This window comes from Brevibacillus sp. AG, assembly GCF_028369215.1.
Classification (GTDB): Bacteria; Bacillota; Bacilli; order Brevibacillales; family Brevibacillaceae; genus Brevibacillus; species Brevibacillus porteri.
Window position 1 is genome coordinate 273,884 of the sequence record NZ_JAQMYO010000003.1, and the last position, 17,521, is coordinate 291,404.

General features: G+C 47.3%; 15 protein-coding genes. 5 read left to right on the forward strand and 10 right to left on the reverse strand.

Annotated elements, in window-relative coordinates; translation table 11 throughout:
• Positions 1-83: 83 nt before the first annotated feature.
• A complete protein-coding gene (locus tag POF51_RS10235; RefSeq protein ID WP_271755337.1) occupies positions 84-1,805 on the reverse strand; it encodes an amidohydrolase in 1,722 nt (573 codons plus the stop codon).
• A 275-nt stretch (positions 1,806-2,080) separates the two neighbouring features.
• Between POF51_RS10235 and POF51_RS10240 the strand changes: the two genes are divergently transcribed.
• Entirely contained in the window at positions 2,081-2,530 is a 450-nt protein-coding gene (locus POF51_RS10240; protein WP_026043190.1) for a MarR family winged helix-turn-helix transcriptional regulator, read from the forward strand.
• A complete protein-coding gene (locus POF51_RS10245; protein ID WP_271755338.1) occupies positions 2,518-4,134 on the forward strand; it encodes a DHA2 family efflux MFS transporter permease subunit in 1,617 nt (538 codons plus the stop codon). Before POF51_RS10240 ends, POF51_RS10245 begins: the two co-directional genes overlap by 13 nt.
• A 37-nt stretch (positions 4,135-4,171) precedes the next feature.
• On the opposite strand, the gene POF51_RS10250 is transcribed toward POF51_RS10245, so the two are convergent.
• From POF51_RS10250 to POF51_RS10275, 6 genes are all read right to left on the reverse strand, one after another.
• On the reverse strand, positions 4,172-4,780 hold the full coding sequence (locus POF51_RS10250; RefSeq protein ID WP_069847089.1) for a pentapeptide repeat-containing protein: 609 nt from the start codon (positions 4,778-4,780) through the stop codon (positions 4,172-4,174).
• Positions 4,722-6,146, reverse strand: a complete 1,425-nt coding sequence (locus POF51_RS10255) for a sensor histidine kinase (protein WP_083261625.1) — start codon at positions 6,144-6,146, stop codon at positions 4,722-4,724. Before POF51_RS10255 ends, POF51_RS10250 begins: the two co-directional genes overlap by 59 nt.
• Complete coding sequence (locus POF51_RS10260) at positions 6,127-6,774, reverse strand: response regulator transcription factor (RefSeq protein ID WP_069847091.1); 648 nt, start codon at positions 6,772-6,774, stop codon at positions 6,127-6,129. The genes POF51_RS10255 and POF51_RS10260 overlap by 20 nt, the downstream gene beginning before the upstream one ends.
• Complete coding sequence (locus POF51_RS10265; protein WP_069847094.1) at positions 6,752-7,834, reverse strand: undecaprenyldiphospho-muramoylpentapeptide beta-N-acetylglucosaminyltransferase; 1,083 nt, start codon at positions 7,832-7,834, stop codon at positions 6,752-6,754. The genes POF51_RS10260 and POF51_RS10265 overlap by 23 nt, the downstream gene beginning before the upstream one ends.
• Positions 7,831-8,814, reverse strand: coding sequence for a polysaccharide biosynthesis protein (locus POF51_RS10270; protein ID WP_069847096.1), 984 nt, complete (start codon positions 8,812-8,814; stop codon positions 7,831-7,833). Before POF51_RS10270 ends, POF51_RS10265 begins: the two co-directional genes overlap by 4 nt.
• A gap of 131 nt (positions 8,815-8,945) precedes the next feature.
• Positions 8,946-9,701: a metallophosphoesterase family protein gene (locus POF51_RS10275; RefSeq protein WP_271755339.1), complete on the reverse strand. Its 756-nt coding sequence runs from the start codon at positions 9,699-9,701 to the stop codon at positions 8,946-8,948.
• Here POF51_RS10275 and POF51_RS10280 point away from each other — a divergent pair.
• From POF51_RS10280 to POF51_RS10290, 3 genes are all read left to right on the forward strand, one after another.
• Positions 9,673-9,954 carry a hypothetical protein gene (locus tag POF51_RS10280; protein WP_271755391.1) on the forward strand — a complete coding sequence of 94 codons (282 nt, stop codon included), beginning with the start codon at positions 9,673-9,675 and terminating at the stop codon, positions 9,952-9,954. The two genes, POF51_RS10275 and POF51_RS10280, sit on opposite strands and share 29 nt — an antisense overlap.
• A gap of 338 nt (positions 9,955-10,292) precedes the next feature.
• Complete coding sequence (locus tag POF51_RS10285; RefSeq protein WP_271755340.1) at positions 10,293-10,850, forward strand: RNA polymerase sigma factor; 558 nt, start codon at positions 10,293-10,295, stop codon at positions 10,848-10,850.
• On the forward strand, positions 10,847-12,601 hold the full coding sequence (locus POF51_RS10290; RefSeq protein WP_271755341.1) for a DUF4179 domain-containing protein: 1,755 nt from the start codon (positions 10,847-10,849) through the stop codon (positions 12,599-12,601). Before POF51_RS10285 ends, POF51_RS10290 begins: the two co-directional genes overlap by 4 nt.
• 58 nt (positions 12,602-12,659) lie before the next feature.
• Here the strand turns inward: POF51_RS10290 and POF51_RS10295 are convergent, their stop codons facing one another.
• The 3 genes from POF51_RS10295 to POF51_RS10305 all read right to left on the reverse strand — a co-directional run bounded on the left by POF51_RS10295 (position 12,660) and on the right by POF51_RS10305 (position 17,508).
• Positions 12,660-13,193, reverse strand: coding sequence for a GNAT family N-acetyltransferase (locus tag POF51_RS10295; RefSeq protein WP_271755342.1), 534 nt, complete (start codon positions 13,191-13,193; stop codon positions 12,660-12,662).
• Between the two features lie 12 nt (positions 13,194-13,205).
• Complete coding sequence (locus tag POF51_RS10300; protein ID WP_271755343.1) at positions 13,206-13,823, reverse strand: TetR family transcriptional regulator; 618 nt, start codon at positions 13,821-13,823, stop codon at positions 13,206-13,208.
• Between the two features lie 520 nt (positions 13,824-14,343).
• Positions 14,344-17,508 carry a hybrid sensor histidine kinase/response regulator gene (locus POF51_RS10305; RefSeq protein ID WP_271755344.1) on the reverse strand — a complete coding sequence of 1,055 codons (3,165 nt, stop codon included), beginning with the start codon at positions 17,506-17,508 and terminating at the stop codon, positions 14,344-14,346.
• Positions 17,509-17,521 lie beyond the last annotated feature (13 nt).

The window sequence follows — 17,521 nt, forward strand, 5'->3', positions numbered from 1 at the left end:
CTGATTCTTCACGTACAAAAAGAATCCTTCCCGCCCTCACGCACAAAAAAATGGTCATCACATTGGACGACCATTTTCCTCTCTTACTTTGCTTCCTTTTGACGATAGACTTCCTTCCCTTCAACCAAGGTCAGCACGACTTTCGCATCCTTGATTTGAGTGGCCGGAATTTTAAACAAGTTTTTATCGAGCACGATGAGATCTGCCTTCTTGCCGACTACGATCGAGCCTGTGATATCATCCACGTGGTTGGCGTAAGCACCATCAATCGTGAAGCTGGCGATCATTTCAGCAAGCGTCGCACGTTCTTCTGGGTTGGCAATTTTGCTCGGATCGGTTACACCATCCTCGATCCGCGTAATGCCTTGTTGAATGCCGTGCAGTGGATTGAATTCTGGCGTTACGATGTAGTCAGACGAAGAAGCTACATGCACCCCTTTATTCAGGAAGCTCTTCATCGGGTATTCTTTTTCTGCGCGTTCGCGGCCCAAGTACGGTACTTCGATCTCATCGTAGTAGCCCTCTTCCTGCATAAACCAGAACGGCTGCACGATTCCGACTGCCCCCAGCTTTTTGAAGCGCTCGATGTCTGATTCATTGACCAGTTGCAAGTGAACGAGCGAGTGGCGAGCATCGTGCTTGCCATTTAGTTTTTCAGCGAGCTCCATACCGTCCAGTGCAATGCGGGTAGAAGCATCCCCGATGGAATGGACGTGCAATTGGAAGCCTGCCTTGTCAACTGCGGCAGCTGTTTGATTGTAAACCTCTTGCTTCCAGATTAATTCTCCGTTTGTTTCTTTATGGACATACGGTTTTTCCAAGTAAGCGGTAGCGCCTTCTACGACACCATCCAAGAAGATTTTGACGGCGTTGACTTGGAATAGGGGGTTTTGGTTGCGCTCACGGATTTTTACGAATTCTGCGACCTGTTCAGGTCCCTTTTCCGGATTTGCTGTCAATGCATTGCGGAAGCGGATGGTCAGCTTGTCCTCTTTCGCGAGCTCCTCGTATGCTTCCAATACGTTCGGATAGCGCAGCATATCCGGGTCGCGCACTGTAGTTACACCGCGTTCAACCGCTTTTTCTTGGTAAGCTTCAATTCCGGACTTGTATTGCTGTACGGTGTATCCGCCGATTTTTGACAGTACCAGATCCATGGCGCTTTCACGCAACGTTCCAGAAGGTTCTCCTGTTTTCGGATCGCGCTCGATAATGCCGCCTTCAGGATTTGGTGTGTCCTTCGTGATTCCGGCCAGCTTCAATGCCGCCGAGTTCACCCACAAAGAATGTCCATCATCCGAGGTCAGTGCGATTGGAGTCTTTGGGACAATTTTATCCAATACTTCCTTGCGTGGACCGATACCAGGCACTACCGGATTGCTCCAGCCGCGGCCTTGTAATGTTGGTTCGTTTGGATGCTCTTTTACGAATTTCTCGATGGTTGCAACATATTCCTCGACAGAGCCTCCGTCAAACAAATCAATGGAGAAAATGAGTCCCGTCGTTTTACTCGCATGCGTATGGCTGTCGATAAAGCCCGGCAACACCATTTGACCTTTCAGATCGATTACTTTTGTATCCTTGCCGATGTGTGCTTTCGCATATTCATCTGCGCCGACAAAGACGATTTCGTCACCGCGAATGGCCACTGCCTCTGCCCAGCTGTTCTTCATGTCCACTGTGTAGACCGTGCCGTTGGTTAGCACGACATCTGCTGGCTGTTTTGTCTCTTGGGCGGCAAAAGCCGACATCGGGCTCATCAACGCTGTGGCGAGTAATACGCTGGTTAATTTTTTCCCAAACACGTTCAAATCCCACCTATCTATTTATCTAAGATGAAAAGAATGCCAAAACTGATTGTAGCATCGCAACTCTGAAAATTCCATGAAATCCGGTCGAAAATTAGTATATTTTCCCGATTCATGGCGAAATCACTCACATATTGACTAATGGAATTGGTCAAATTGGTAAAAGGTTGATTTTGACTTCCCCGCATGATTCGATGTATACTCGTAAATGTTTTAGGGGGTAAACATTTCATCACATATATAATTAAATAGTGAAAACAGGAGAGGGTACTATGCCAAGCCAAGTCAATTTTGAAGAGCTTTATATTCAACTCCAACGAAAAGTTTCGGCTGAGTCGCACAAGCGTCTGGACCCACTCGTGTCAGGATCACAAGCCATGCTTTTGCGAATTCTAGATATGAACGGTCCGCAGAAGGCATCTTCTATTGCAGAACGTATGAATATTACCCCCGGTGCCGTTACGAGTCTCGCTGATAAATTGATTGCTTGCGGCTATGCCACGAGAAATCGTGACAATACGGATCGCCGCGTCGTGCAGCTGGACATAACCGATCAAGGAAAAGAAATCCTACAGCAATACAAAGCTGTGGTGAGGAACACCATTGAACAGTTTTTTGCCGGCGTATCTGATGAAGACAAGCAACACTTAGTCCGCATCTATCGCCAGGTTCTGAAAAATATAGAGCAACAAAGAGAGGAGCATCAAGATTGCAACAGCTAACAGAGAAAAAGAAAGTGACGATTATGATCGCGATTATTACGGCCATGTTTTTCGCTGCGATCAACCAGACTATTATCGGAGTTGCCATGCCGCGTATTATCTCGAAACTGGGTGGCATGGATTACTATTCGTGGGCGATTACGATTTATTTGCTGACCTCCACTGTCGCTTCTGTACTGGTTGGGAAGCTCTCCGATATATATGGAAGAAAACCATTTATATTGACGGGTATCGGGTTGTTTAGTATCGGGGCCTTGTTGTCCGGGTTTTCTACCGATATTTTTCAACTGATTACGTATCGTGGCATTCAAGGGGCAGGTGCCGGGATCATCATGTCTACTGCCTTTACCGCTATGGGTGATCTGTATGAACCTCGCGAACGCGCAAAGTGGGGCGGAATCATGAGCGCCGTCTTCGGCGTATCCAGTGTGCTTGGTCCTCTGATGGGTGGCTATATCGTCGACCATCTCGACTGGCACTGGGTGTTCTGGATCTTCTTACCGATTGGCGTAATTGCCTTTTTGTTGATCATGATTCATTTCCCAAAAGTACCGAAGCAAGAAGGAGAGTCTGTTGACTACTTCGGCTCGCTGTTCTTGACGCTCACCATCGTACCGATGCTGCTCGCCTTCTCATGGGCAGGAGATGGTCCGGGCAAATACGCTTGGGGCTCGTGGCAAATTATTGGTTTGTTTGCCACCACAATCGTTGCGTTGATCGTGTTTATTATGATTGAAATGAAAGTAAAAACGCCTGTACTTCCACTGGGCTTGTTCAAAAACAGTATTTTTACTGTCTCCAATCTGGTCGGATTCTTCCTGAATGCCGGGATGATGGGCGCGATCATTTATGTGCCGTTCTTTGTCCAAGGGGTCAAAGGCATCTCTCCGACGATGGCCGGTTATGTTGCGATGCCGATGTCTATCGCCATGCTCGCGACCTCCGCAATCGCCGGACAAATCATGACCAAGACAGGAAAATATAAAAAGATGGCGTTGGGTGGACTTCTCGTCATGACCTTGGGCATGGTGCTGATGTATTTCATGTCTCCAACCACACCGATTTACTTGCTCGTGATCTACATGGTCATTCTCGGATTGGGGATCGGGATTGCGATGCCGGTCTTCTCCTTGACCGTGCAAAATGCTGTCGCACCACAGCAATTGGGTGTCGCTACAGCAACGTCGCAGCTTTTCCGCAACCTCGGTGGGACCATTGGAATTGCTGTCATGGGAACTGTCATGAGTGCCAGCATGTCTGCGAAAATGACGCAACTGTCGGGAGCCATGGGTCAAGGGAACAATCCCGCAGCAGCCGATCCTGCTCTGGCAGAGAAGCTATCGCTCTTTACGAATCCGCAAAATTTGTTGGATCAGCCGAAAATTGAAGCCACGCTGGCTAGTCTGCCACCGGATTTGCAACCGCTGTTTACTCACATGCTGGATATGATCCGGGAAGCGATGAGCTATGGGATTACGACTACGTTTTTAACTGGAGCGATTGTAGCGGGAATCGCTGTCATCATCGCGCTGTTCCTGAAGGAAATTCCACTACGTAGTGGGAAGATGGGACAGAAGCCAGAAGGCGAAGTAGAAAAGGCTTAATAGGAAAAGGAAGGGGGCACTTGTCCTCTTCCTTTTTTCATGGTGTATGGATTTGCTGTATGAGCCACTCTCTCGCTTCCTCCTCTGCAAGAATGACTGGCTGCTCCAAGGTACCGATATTAATACTTATGATAGTAGCTTCTTCTAGACCGGTTACACCTTTTAATTGCGCTCCCCTGAACAACACTTCTTCAAATGAAGAATAACGGATATCTGCATCCTGTAAATCGGCATCTCTAAAATCTGCCTGATAAAAGAGAGCATTCACTAATTTTGCCTTCCGCAAATCGGCTTGCGCAAACACCGTTTCGAAGCAAGAGCTTTTGACAAAGTTTGTCTTTTGTAAATTAGCATTTGAAAAGTCTGCATAAGACGCTTCACTTTTGATGAAGATAGCATTTTCTAAATTCGCTGATCGAAACGTAGATGAGTACAGATGCGCTGCATAAAAATCTTTGTCCTTTAAATTCATCCCGTCAAAAGTACTGGCAATCAGACGTGATTCGACCAGACGATACTCTGCTACGTCTATGGAGCGAAAGTCTACTTCATCAACGACTAATCTCTCACCCGTTTCCCCAATCGAATCAATCCATTGCTTGTGCAAATCTAATTGCTTCAGAACAACCCTGCAAGGTAAAAGCAAACACAATCTCCTCCCCTTCTATCTGCACATCATAATGAGCCTGATGTTTGTCCAGCACGGCTTTGACGATGGATAATCCTAGTCCCGTCCCGCTAAGCTGTTTGCTACGAGACTGCTCGATCACATAAAATGGCTCCCAAATTTGCTTCAATTGCGCGGCGTCTATACGTCCGACCCCATTTTTAATCGAAAAAACGACGGTATCCCCCGTCTGTCTGATCGAAATATCAATGCGTCCATTTGTCGTGTACGTGACAGCATTGCCAAGCAGATTACCGAGCACCATTTCCAGCTTGTCACGATCTGCCCACACACAATCATCCGCATCCGATTCCTTTTGGATCGTGAGCTCGATTGCATCCTGCTGGATAAGCAGCTGGTATTTCTCCAAGGTTTGTTCCAGCACATCATGAAGAGAGACGGCCGTAAACGAATATTGGTCTGTTTGATAACGGGACAATTCCAGCAGCTTATTGACCAACTCCGCGATACCGTCTGTCTGCTTTTCAATGACGGTCAGAAAGGTTCCGTCATCCAGCCCATCCTTGATACCCGCTGTATACGCCTTAATTAGAGCCAGTGGCGTTTTTAACTCATGAGAAATATCCGAAATAAACGTTCGCAGATTCCGGTTTCTCGCTTCCAGCTCTTCGTGAGCGCGTTGGAGCTTGTCACTCATCCGGTTAATACTCTGGGCCAATTCCTCGATCTCATCGCCCGTCCGAATGTCTGCCTTTTGAAAACGCAGATTCGAAATCTCCTCCGCCGTATCCTTCAGCTGTGCGAGTGGGTCAATCATCCGTTTGGCAAACATCCCGCCCACGACAACGGTCAAGAGCAACGCCCCCAGAAAAATATACGTATTGAACTGATTCACAATGCGAATCGTATCACTGGAATACGCAACCGATTCACTGATCGCGAAAACCACTCGCTCCTTCATCATGAACCGGACGAGTACATTCGATTTCAATTTTTCTTGCATATACAGCTTGTTTACGTATTCGCCATCCTGTAAGGAAGCAACAGTCTCCTCCGTGACCCAAAACTTGCTGAGCGGTAATCTTTTTTGGGCAAAAAGCGCGTGCAGAGCTTCGTTCAAATCATCGTTGTTTCCCGTATACGAGGCATACACAATCGTGACGCGATATTCATTTTCAAGCCGTTCGATCTCTTTTTGCAGAGCATCTGCTGTGAATTCTTCCATCTGGGAAGTAATCGCGGACAGCGTATTTTTCTTCTCATACAAAAAATACTTCGGCAAAAAGAACGTGTTAATGAGAAAAGACAAGACGTACACGACAGCAACCACAATGGCAATCTGCACAAACAGCCGCCGCCCCATCTTATTTATCCGGATTTTCAAAACTGTACCCCATCCCTCGATGTGTTTTTATCCAGTTATCGCCGATCTTTTCTCGCAAACGACGAATATGGGTATCCACGGTTCTTTCTTCACCGAAATAATCAAATCCCCACACATGGTCGAGTAAGGCTTTTCGCGTCAATACTTTCCCTTCATGCTGCACAAAGTACTTCATGAGCTGGAATTCCTTGTTGGTCACATGCAGGTCTCGTCCAGCGTGGTATATTTTTTGCGCCTCCAAATCTACCTTGATCTGTCCAAACGTGTACTGCCCATCCAGATGCAGCATCTTTTTGGCACGCACTAATAAGATTCTCGGGTCAAACGGCTTTCGCACGTAATCGTCGGCTCCCGCTTGCAAGGCGTGAAGCTCGTCATCGATTTCCCCTTTGGCTGTAAGCATCAAGACTTTTACGGTACTATTTGCCTTGATTTCCTTGCATACCTCGATGCCACTTACTTGAGGCATCATCCAGTCTAGGATCGCCAGGTCGATTTGTTCGTTGTACACCATATTGAGCGCTTCTTGCCCATCTTTGGCGGTATATGTAGTGAAGCCTTCTTTTTCGAAGTAGGCTTTCACGATTTTGACCATGTATTCTTCATCATCCGCGATCAAAATGTTCATGTGCAGCTCCTTTTAGCAATGCCCACACCTTGTCGACTGCTCTTTCATCCTTATTTTTCCTCATTTTCGCCAGATAAGTCTCGCGATTTTTGTACAGGGCAAGGATTCTCTCCACAAACCCCTGTGTCGTCATCTGTTCCTGTAAAAGTACATCTGCGTAACCCGCAGCTTGAAAGTTTTGGGCGTTCACGAGTTGACCTGTACGTGCCCCCCCGTTCGTATGCGGGAGGAGAAGCATCGGCTTTTGCAAGGCGAGCAATTCAGAAATCGCATTGGAACCAGCCCGGGATACAACCACATCGGCAGCTGCCAATAAATCAGCCAATGCCTCTCCTACGAAATCATACTGCTTATAGCCCGGGTAATGAACAGAGTAATCGACCTTTCCTTGCCCACATATATGAATGACTTGGAATTGGGACAGCAAATTCGGTAGTGCCTCGCGAACAACACCGTTGATCGTCTCGGCCCCTTGACTTCCTCCCATAATCAACAGCACGGGCTGCTTTTCATGAAACCCGCAGGCGGTCATTCCACGCAGACGCTTGCCATCCTTGAGCGACTCCTTGATGAGCGGCCCGACATGGATCGCTTTTTCGGTGTTCAGCTTTCTCTTTGTTTCCGCAAATGTCGTGCATATTGAATCTGCAAAAGGCAGGCAAAGCCGATTGGCAAGCCCCATATGCACGTCTGGCTCATGAATGATGGTTCTGATCTTGTTCATGCGGGCGCCGAGCACGACGGGAACCGAGACGAAGCCACCCAACGAGTACATGACATCCGGCTTTATCTTCCGTATCAAGAAATAGGCTTCAAAGATGCCACGGAGCACCTGGAGCACATCCGTTACGTTTTTCCATGAGAAGTACCTCCGCAGCTTTCCAGTCGAGATACTGTGATACTGTACTGCTTTCTGTGCTTCTACGAGCTGTTTTTCTATTCCTGTCTCTGAGCCGATATAATGAACATTCCAGCCTTCTTGCAAGCATTTAGGGATCATGACGAGATTGCCTGTTACGTGCCCTGCAGAACCGCCGCCTGTAAACAAAATGGTTTTCATGCCAGGAAACCTCCTGCCCGTAGCATTGCTCTGGTCTCTTCCTTGGTCATGACCATCGACTCGGAATGGAAGCTGGAAAAGTCGACCCTCGGATATGCAGCGTAATACGCTTGCAGCTCTTCTTGTGGAAAAGCAGGCAGGATGACAAAGTATTGGTCGTTCAAGTCAATCGCTCTGTCGCTTTCCATCTCGGATACGAGCATTTCATATCGCTTTTCACCTGGGCGCATCCCGATGGTGACAATACGGCTGCCCTGCGCTCCCGCCTCTTCTCTGAGAACCTCTGCTATATCCATGATCCGGCAAGAGGGCATTTTCAATACAAAGGTTTCTCCGCCCAGACTATTATGCGTAGCCGTAAAGAGCAGGTGGATCGCCTCTTCCAGACTCAAGAAAAATCTCGTCATTTGCCCATCTGTCACCCCAAGATCCAATCCTTGTTGCAATTGGTTTTTGAAAAGGGGGATCACACTGCCTGTCGATCCCAAAACATTGCCGCTTCGCACACAAACAAACCGGGTACTAACATCCCGCGTGTTGGCCTGAATGATCAGCCGCTCCCCAATCGCCTTGGTCATCCCATACGTACTGGAAGGATTGGAGGCCTTGTCTGTGGAGACATAGATAACCTTCTTCACACCGTTGGCAATGGCCGCCTCAATGACATTTTGCGTGCCGATCACGTTTGTTTTGAAGGCAATATACGGTTGGTTTTCGCAAACCGGGACATGCTTCAATGCCGCAAGATGATACACATAATTGACCTGCTGGCACGCCTGCATCAATTCCTCCTGATCCCGAATGTCCCCATTCATAAAACGCAGTCGTTTATCTTGAAAATGATGGCTCATTTCTACTTGCAGTGCTTCATTGCGCGAAAAAATACGGATTTCTTTTGGCTGCTGCGGCAGGAGTTGCTTCACGAGCTCCCAACCCCAAGAGCCTGTACCACCCGTTATTAAAATGGTTTTGTTTTTCATCTGTTGTACCTCCGAAGCATTCATGTGACTGACATGAATATCGTAGAGGTCGTGTGTTACGCCAGTATGACAAATCTTCGTAGAAACGAAAAAATAACGCCAGAAACGATCTCTAACGTCACTTTGTCCTCTTACAGCTCTGCTCTTCCCGTTCGGATCGCATAGGCATAGTCTCTGCGCCCGTTTTCCTCTGCTTTTCTGGCTGCCTGCTCGAAATCATACGGGACCAATACGTGCTCGACTAGCCAAGAGCCGCCTTGTTGTTTTACCGTGACGTACTTGGCATGGGGCGTCTTCGATTCCATCGAATGCGGGTACGGCGCTTCCTCAAAATACGCTGGAAGTCCCACGCTTCCCGGGTTTACCACGAGCTTGCCATCTGGCAGCCATACAGATTTGGGCACATGAGAGTGTCCGCAAAAAATGACCTGCTGCTGAATGCCAGTCAGCTCGATCATTAAGGCATTTGCGCTTTTGTCTTCTATCCCATATGGAGCGACATTCTCTAATAAGTACACATCATCGGCAAAAGGTGTGCCGTGGCAAAACAAGAGATCGTCAAACGTCCACTGCTTTTGGAATGACCCGATCCAGCTGAGCATTTCTTGTGAAAGCAGTGGCTTCACGTATTCGAAGGTGATGGACTCCATTTGCTCTTCCAGTAAATATCTGTCACAATTACCCATGATGTGGATGATCGTAGATCGCTCCATTAAGAGCTCTGCCGTTTTGATCGGATCAAGCGGTCCAAATAAAGTGTCGCCTAAATTCACAATGGTTTGAATACCGCGGGAATCAATGTCGTGCAGCACTGCTTCCAATGCATAGGCATTGCTGTGTATGTCGGAGATCACCGCGATGGAATGGTTGTTTTGGCTCAAGATCATATACTCCTTTACAATTGAGGTGCTAGACAGGATGAAAGACACCGCCCCCAAAAGCGCGTTCATTACAAAGGTCGAAGAAATGCTGGACCAATACCGCAGCCTCTATGACGGAAATTGTCCGTATGTTTTAAATGAGCGTTTGACATTGGAACAAATCGAACAGTTCGAAGCTTCAGCTCACATAGTATTACCGCAAGACTACAAAGATTTCCTGCACCATATCGGAAGTGGCGGTAAAGGTGCCAAACAGTAGAGCTGTTTACACACGATATCGGTGGAAATTGCTTTCCCTTGTATGTTGAAGGACTGGAGCAAGAGATTTTAATCAAAGGTGTGAAGGATCTAGTTGTTTCCGTCGGTGATGTTTATAAAATCCGGGGACGGTTAAGTGGAGAGGTTTATCGGATTACGCGGTAAAAAGGTTCTTTAAAGAGGATGCCCTTCTCTCAAACGAAGAGAGGCATCCTCTTCCTATGCTATTTTTCAAATTTCATGAAAAAGTTTGAGAGGGGAGCACCCTCGTTTTCGTCTATAGTAGTGAACACCAAAAAGGAAAGCTGCGCAGCACCTTTTTGCAAGGAGGTAACAAGCATGCAGGACGATCGAGAGGTCATTGCGGAGGTTCTTCAAGGAAATAAAGAGGCTTATGCTCTGATCGTCAATAAATACAAGGGAAAAATCGGTTCGATTCTTAGGCGCACGCTCCACCATTCTCATGATGCCGAAGACATGGTGCAGGAGGTTTTTATCAAGGCGTACTACAGTCTGCCAGATTATAAACCCAACTACTCCTTTTCAGCCTGGCTGTATCGAATCGCGATCAATCGCGGGATTGACGAGCTGCGGAAACGAAAGCGGATGCCTTCCGTAACGGAGATGGATGTCGAAGTCAAAGACGAATGTCCGATCCCGGAGGAAGATTATCTGGAAAAAGAACAGCGTCATGCTTTGCGACAGCAGATGATGACACTGGACAAGAACCACAGGACGATTCTCGTTTTGCATTATCTCCAGCACCTAAGCTACCGAGAGATTGGCCACAAACTGTCTTTGTCCGTAGATACTGTGAGAATGCGCCTTTCCTATGCCAGGAAAAAGCTGCGAGACCAGCTAAGTAAGCCGGAGAAAAAAGGGGGTACCCCGCTTTGAATTGCCTTACGCAAAGACAGCTGATCGCCTACATGGAAGATCGTTTATCACCAGTGAATAAACGAAATATCGAAAGTCATCTCGATCATTGCACACACTGCCAGCACCAGCTGGAACAATGGATCGATGAGCTGCACCAAACGGAAGAAACGATGTGGGAAGACTCCCTCTCAACAAATATGGATCAAAAGATTATTCAGATGCTCTCCCCTCATCCCGTGAGAGTATTGAACCCTGTTATCCCTTCACACCAACCACCTACGTGGAAACAAAGGAGTATCACCATCATGAAAAGAATGACGATTGCCGCCGCTGCATTAACCGTCGTCGTATCAGGAGGAATGCTCGTCTCCCCGACCTTTGCCAGTTATGTCAGTGCTGCTTTTACGAACAGCCCGATTGGCAAGGCAGATCCTGTAGCGCCTACAAATAACAGTATTCTTCAAGAGTTAGGAGACCCTGGTATTGAGCAAGCAGCCCAAAAAGGTTTCGCTCAAACTGTGAATGTAAGTGCGACCGACCAAGGTATCACTTTTGAGGTGAAGGAAGTAATGGCAGATCCTCTTCGCATCAGCATTGCCGCTATCGTAAAAGACAAGAACGGCAAGCCGATGGACAGTTTTTTGAGTGAAATGATAAGAAGAGATAACAAGGAGCAAGTCATTACAATCAAAGACAAACAAGGGAACGTACTGAAGCCTGTTGAGTCATCTGCAGATGAAAACACTCGCAAACCAAATGAAGAGTGGCGCAATGTTATGTATACAGATACTGGTTACATGTCCTTGAATCGTGAGCTACGAAGCTATTTTGATGATATCAGCGAAATTCCGGACGAGTTGATTGTAGAGTTCAACATTAAACAATTGGACGACATCAAAGGAAACTGGAGGCTGTCTGTACCCGTTGACATGAAAAAGGCAAAGGCCTCGACGAAGACACATGAGATCAAAAAAACATACACGACTCCGCAAGGGCTCAAGCTGGACGTAAAACAGATGACGTTTGCACCGAGTGGGGTGGAAATAGTCATAGATCGCTCGACTACAGATAACCGGCGAAAAGAATACAGCTACGAGCTAGTCAATGAAAAGGGCACAGTCGTCGCCGCTTGGGATTCCAACGCTGTCATCCGTGAAGCCAGCAAACAAAGCAATGTCATCCCGTATTTGAAATGGGATCATAGCCGCTCTACTGAAAATAGAACAAGAGACTTCCACTACTTCCAGCCAATCGACGCAAGCCAAAGCCTTACCTTCAAGCTCGGGTCTGTATATACAGAGGAGGCCGCTGCGCTTAACGCGAAGTTGGACGCCAATCGCCTCGAGAAGAAAGAAGTCATCACAGCGGAAGACCAGGGGGATCAGATCACCTTCAAGAAGTATCAAAAAGATCCAGACGCGGTTGTTGATGTAGAAGGCTATGACGGTTATCACCATGTGAATGACGATGGAACCACTACGAAAGTGGAGGGCTACCACCTGACATTCGAGGCAACTCTCTCTCCAGATACTGCCGCTATGGGTCCCTATCAATACTGGATCATTACAGATGAGACCGGGAAAAAGTACGAAGACGTTGACTACTTAATCGATAAGACTGAGTATGAAAATGACCGGGCGATTTTTGGAGGTTCCATCTTCTTGAAAAACCTCACATCCCTGCCTAAGCAACTGATCATTACTTCCGAGAAACGAATGGTTGAACACAAAAACGTGGAGTGGGAAGTACCGATTTACGCCCGAAAATAAGAGACATCCTTCATACGCAAAAGGCTGGTGGTACCCTTCGTACCGCCAGCCTCTTTTTTCACGAGATATATTCCTGCTGCAAAATCCCCATGTGCACGAGATCATGCCATTTTCCCTCGCGAAACAAAAACTGGCGCGAGATCCCCTCTTGCTTGAAACCGAGCTTCTCATACAGCTTGATCGCCTTTTCGTTAAAGGAAAAGACGCGCAGCGATACCCGATGCAGATTCATTTCCAAGAACGCATAGTCCAACAGCAGCTTCAAGGCTTCTCGTCCATACCCTTTACCCCAGTATTCCTTCTCTCCAATATCGATGATGCACTCCGCATTGCGGTTTTTCAGGTCGATTTGAATGAGAGAAGTAATCCCGATCGGTCGATTGGTTTGGCTGTCTACGATCATGTAGCTCTTCGAGGAGCTTGCTTGCAGGATGACCTGATTCACAAACCCGTTCGTATCGTCCCAGGTAAAGACGTCCATGGACGGACTCGTTGTCCGCATGACTTCCACGTCATTTCTCCACGTGTGGTAGACGTCCACATCCTCCCCCGTCATTTTTCTCAGATAGATTCTCTCTGATTGAAACAACATTCTTCCCCCTCCTTATTGCACCGGTCCCAGCATCGCTCTCAATGAAAACAACAGTGCTTCCATCTGCACGGACACCTTCGTTTTCTCTGCGCCCAAATGCGCGGTATCTAGCATCAATCCATCGATAACCGAGATGAGATAGCGAGCAATCGCCTCAGGTGGTAGCTGTGGCTTGAACTCACCTGTTGCTGTCCCATGCGCAAAGAAAGCTGTCAATACATCCACCATTTTTTCATAGCGAGTCGTGATGTATGGATAGCTCTGTTGCTTTTGCTGATCTTTCAGTGACAGGAAAAACTCTGAGTTGGCTTGGGATAGTGTTTGTTCGATTTTCTCGATCTCGACCTGCTGTTTGGAGACCCATTTGATGACTTGCTGCCAAGACGTTTCGCCAGCAAACGGTGTGAAAAACTGTACATCCTGTTGATCTTCGAATTGCAGCAGCTCCAAATATAAGTGCTCCAGGTTATCAAAGTAGGCGTACAAGGCTCCCCGCGATACACCAGCCTCGTCCATGACGTCTTGCATAGTCGCCCGTGTATAGCCTTTTGTGATGAACACACGTTTTGCCGCTTGTAGCAGTTCGATTTTCTTTTTGGTTTTGTATTCGTCGCTTACTTTAGGGGCCATGGGGTTTGGGCCTACCTCCTTCGAATAAAATATACATAGATGTCGTTTTGGTTGGTGAGATCATTATAAACGACACTAATGTCGTTTTTCAACTCCTCATGATTTCTTTCAAGGGGAATAGCCGCATGTCCAATCATTGGAAAAATCATGGCATATTCTGTGTTAGATTGTCATGAAAGGATGGGGCATTCTTGAAAAGAAAAAAGTCGAAGGGTCTCAAGAAAGTCTTTGGACGTTTGGTACAATATGGACCTTATCTGGAACGTCGTAGAGACCTAAGTAATCATCTGAGAGATGAATGTAATGAGTTGAATCCGAATAATCCAAGTGGGGCTTTTTGTTGTTACCATTGCAGTAGATGTGCCATATATGGTAATCGTTTTGGTGACTATGACTGCAACTATTGTAATTCCGCAGAATGTAGGGGCGGATGAACGGCGTTCCTAGGTATAGAAAACGCGAAAAAGCACCCTGCTTCACCAGTAACAGTGATCCAGGGTGCTAAAAACATCAACTCACTCTATTGCGTCCGATCCGGTATAACAAAGGACACCGTTGTTCCTTCACCCGGCTTACTCGTGATGCGCAAGCCCTTCCCGTACATTTGCGTCAGTCTGCGATTCGTGTTGGATACTCCGATTCCGCCTCTTTCCTTCTTCGACAAATCAAGAATTTGCCGCACAGTCGCTTCCTCCATCCCGATACCGTCATCCTTCACCTCAAAAAGAGTGGCGTTCTTTTGCCGGACGATGCGGATATAGAGAGCTCCCCCCTCTATTCGGGTAAGAAGACCATGGTTGATTGCATTCTCCACCAACGGCTGAATCGTCAGTGGCGGGATGAGAAGATCGATATCAGGCTCAACCTCCCACACGATCTGTAACCGCTCGCCAAATCGTTCCTTTTCAATGTAAAGATAGGCTTGGACGAGCTCTAGCTCATGGGAGAGTGTGACTTGTTTTCCCGTGTTCAAAAAGTCGAAGCTGATGTGCAAGAAGGCGGTAAACGCATCCCCGAGTTTACGCATCTTCTCCGTATCAATGTCACTCAATGCCATAATCGAGCTAAGAGTGTTGAACAAGAAGTGCGGGTGAATCTGCGCCTGCAAGTAGGCAGCCTCCATGCGCAATCGTTCATCGACTGTTTGCTTGAGCGTCGTCAACGACCAGACGCGATATTTCAGCTCCATGCCATCGACTGGTTTGCATACATAGTCATTCGCACCAGACAAATACCCGGTATATACATCTTCAGACTGGCTGCGTGCCGTTAAGAGCAAGATCGGAAGCTCGGAAACAGAGAAATGCTCCCGGACCTTTTGCGTCAGCTCGTAGCCCGACATATGCGGCATCATGACATCGATGATAAGCAAGTCCCACTGCTCTGTAAAAAGCAGATCGAGCGCGTCTCTTGGCGATGTGCACGTAGTGATTTGGTAATGTGAGGATGAGAGCATTCGATCCAGCACCCTTAGGTTAACCGGGTCGTCATCGATCGCTAATATGTTCGCCTTTCTGTCAACAGATGCATGCGCAGCCGTTTGCTGACAAGCCAAGATATCTGGGGCTTCACTATGCCTCATCTGGTTGCTAGCCGTCACTTGATTGTTCTTATCCATCTGCTCCACATATTGGCTCTCTGCTGCCTTCATCTCATCTGTACTAACCACGGGCAGCCAGAAGCTAAATACCGAACCTTTGCCCGGTTCAGAGTCGACTCTCAGTTCGCTATCATGCAGATCTACCAGCTGTGTACAAATAGCAAGACCGAGGCCGATTCCTCCCCCATCGTTCGTTGCTTGCGCTCCCTGCTCATACGGCAAAAATATTCGTGCCTTGGTCTGCTCATCCATCCCGATTCCTGTATCGGATACATAGATCGCCACCTGTCCGTCCACGATCTCAGCAGAAACGACGACAGATCCTTCTTCTGTGAATTTCAGTGCATTGTGAACAAGATTGAACAGAATCTGGACTAGCCGCTTCTCATCTGCCAAGATTGGCGGGATAGACTCTGGTATGTCCATTTTCAGTTGAACAGGCTTGCCTTCTACCAGGTAGGTGAGCATGCTGATGATGCCGGAAACAACCGATTGAATATGCAACGGCTTCTTCTGCAACACGATATGCTTGTCCTGCAACCGTACGACATCTAGCAAATCGTCCAGTAAATGCGACATTCTGCGGCTGATCGTGATTAAGAGCTCCATATCCTGCGTGCTGCGACCGCCCATGACATGCCTTTCATTGTTCACGACAGTCTGGGCGATATTCATGATGCCGTGCAATGGCGTTCTCAGTTCGTGAGAGGTATGGGCGAGAAACTGGTCTTTGAGCTTGTCGGCTTCTTTCAATTGCTCCGTTAGCTGTGCCTTTTCCTCTGAATTGCGAAAGAATCGCTTGAACCAATAGGCAGAAAAGCTGACAAGCGCAGCAATCAGGTCGAGCGGATAATACACGTACTTGATATCGATGATTTTATATTCCATGAGTGCGGACCATATAACATTGGAAAAAATACTCGTAGCAGCGATTAGCAAAAACACAGCATCATGCTTGTTTTCCATGAGCATGCGGCTGATCCTGAACACAAATAGCAACAACGGGCCGAAATAAATAATGACCAAAAATGGCGTTCCAGCTAAAATATACACCCATTGTGCCGTTCCCAGTATGATGACTGCCGAATAAAGACTGAGCACGGAAAGATATGCCCTGAACGGCTTGGAGTCTTCTTTCTCTCCCTGTTCAGATAGGCTTCTGACCAATAATATCATCAGCAAAGGCTGCCATATGTAGGCGAGCACCTCCACCTTGACCGCCCATGTATAATCGATCGGGAGCCAAAGTAACAGCAGATTGTCATAATCGGACACAGTCTTTATCCCCACGCAGGAAAGCAACAGCAAAAACACCAGAAACTCTTTGTGACGGGCATTCAATATGTAGAGGATGCCTGCATACAAACCATGTAGCAACAAGATGAGGAAGGTTGTCATCTGGAAGCCGATAGAATACCAACGTTCGGAGTCAACAGCGGCCTGCGACCCGAAGTAAATCGATCTGACGATGCCCCCTTCGATTGGATTATGAAAGTTAGCCGTTCGGACAAGCACTTCAATGACCTTTGCATCACCTGCAATGTACGTAGCCGTGAAGGATTGCTTCCGCGGTGTGTAATCTTCCGCTGTTGTCGCAGGCACTCCGACTCTGGCTAATATCTGTCCGTTAACCTCTACGGTGGAAGATGCGTCCACTTGCGGAACCCATAAGGTGTATGGCTGATTTAGCGGTTGATCGACCAAAATCCGTAAACGGTATGTTCCATAACCATACGTTGACGGAGAGTCTCTGGAAAAAGCGCTGCTCCAATTGCCAGGCACTTGAATGTATTGTCGTTCGTAACTCGATGATTGCTTGACTTCTTCATGCGTGATCAAAGAATCAGGAAAAAACTCCCATTCCCCATCCAATGAAATAGACGAGGAATTTTCAAAGTCCCACCCGCGCATATCAAGAACCCCTTGAACAACAGGCGGATGCTCTGGAAACGCATGAAACGAAAACCAGAACGTTCGAAGACCTAGAAGAAATGCTAAAAACAAGAGAAGAATCACAAGATGCTTACTTATGAGTGCTTTTGAATGACTCCGTTTACGGATGCTTTGCTTTATCATAGTAAGCATCTTTCGACACGAT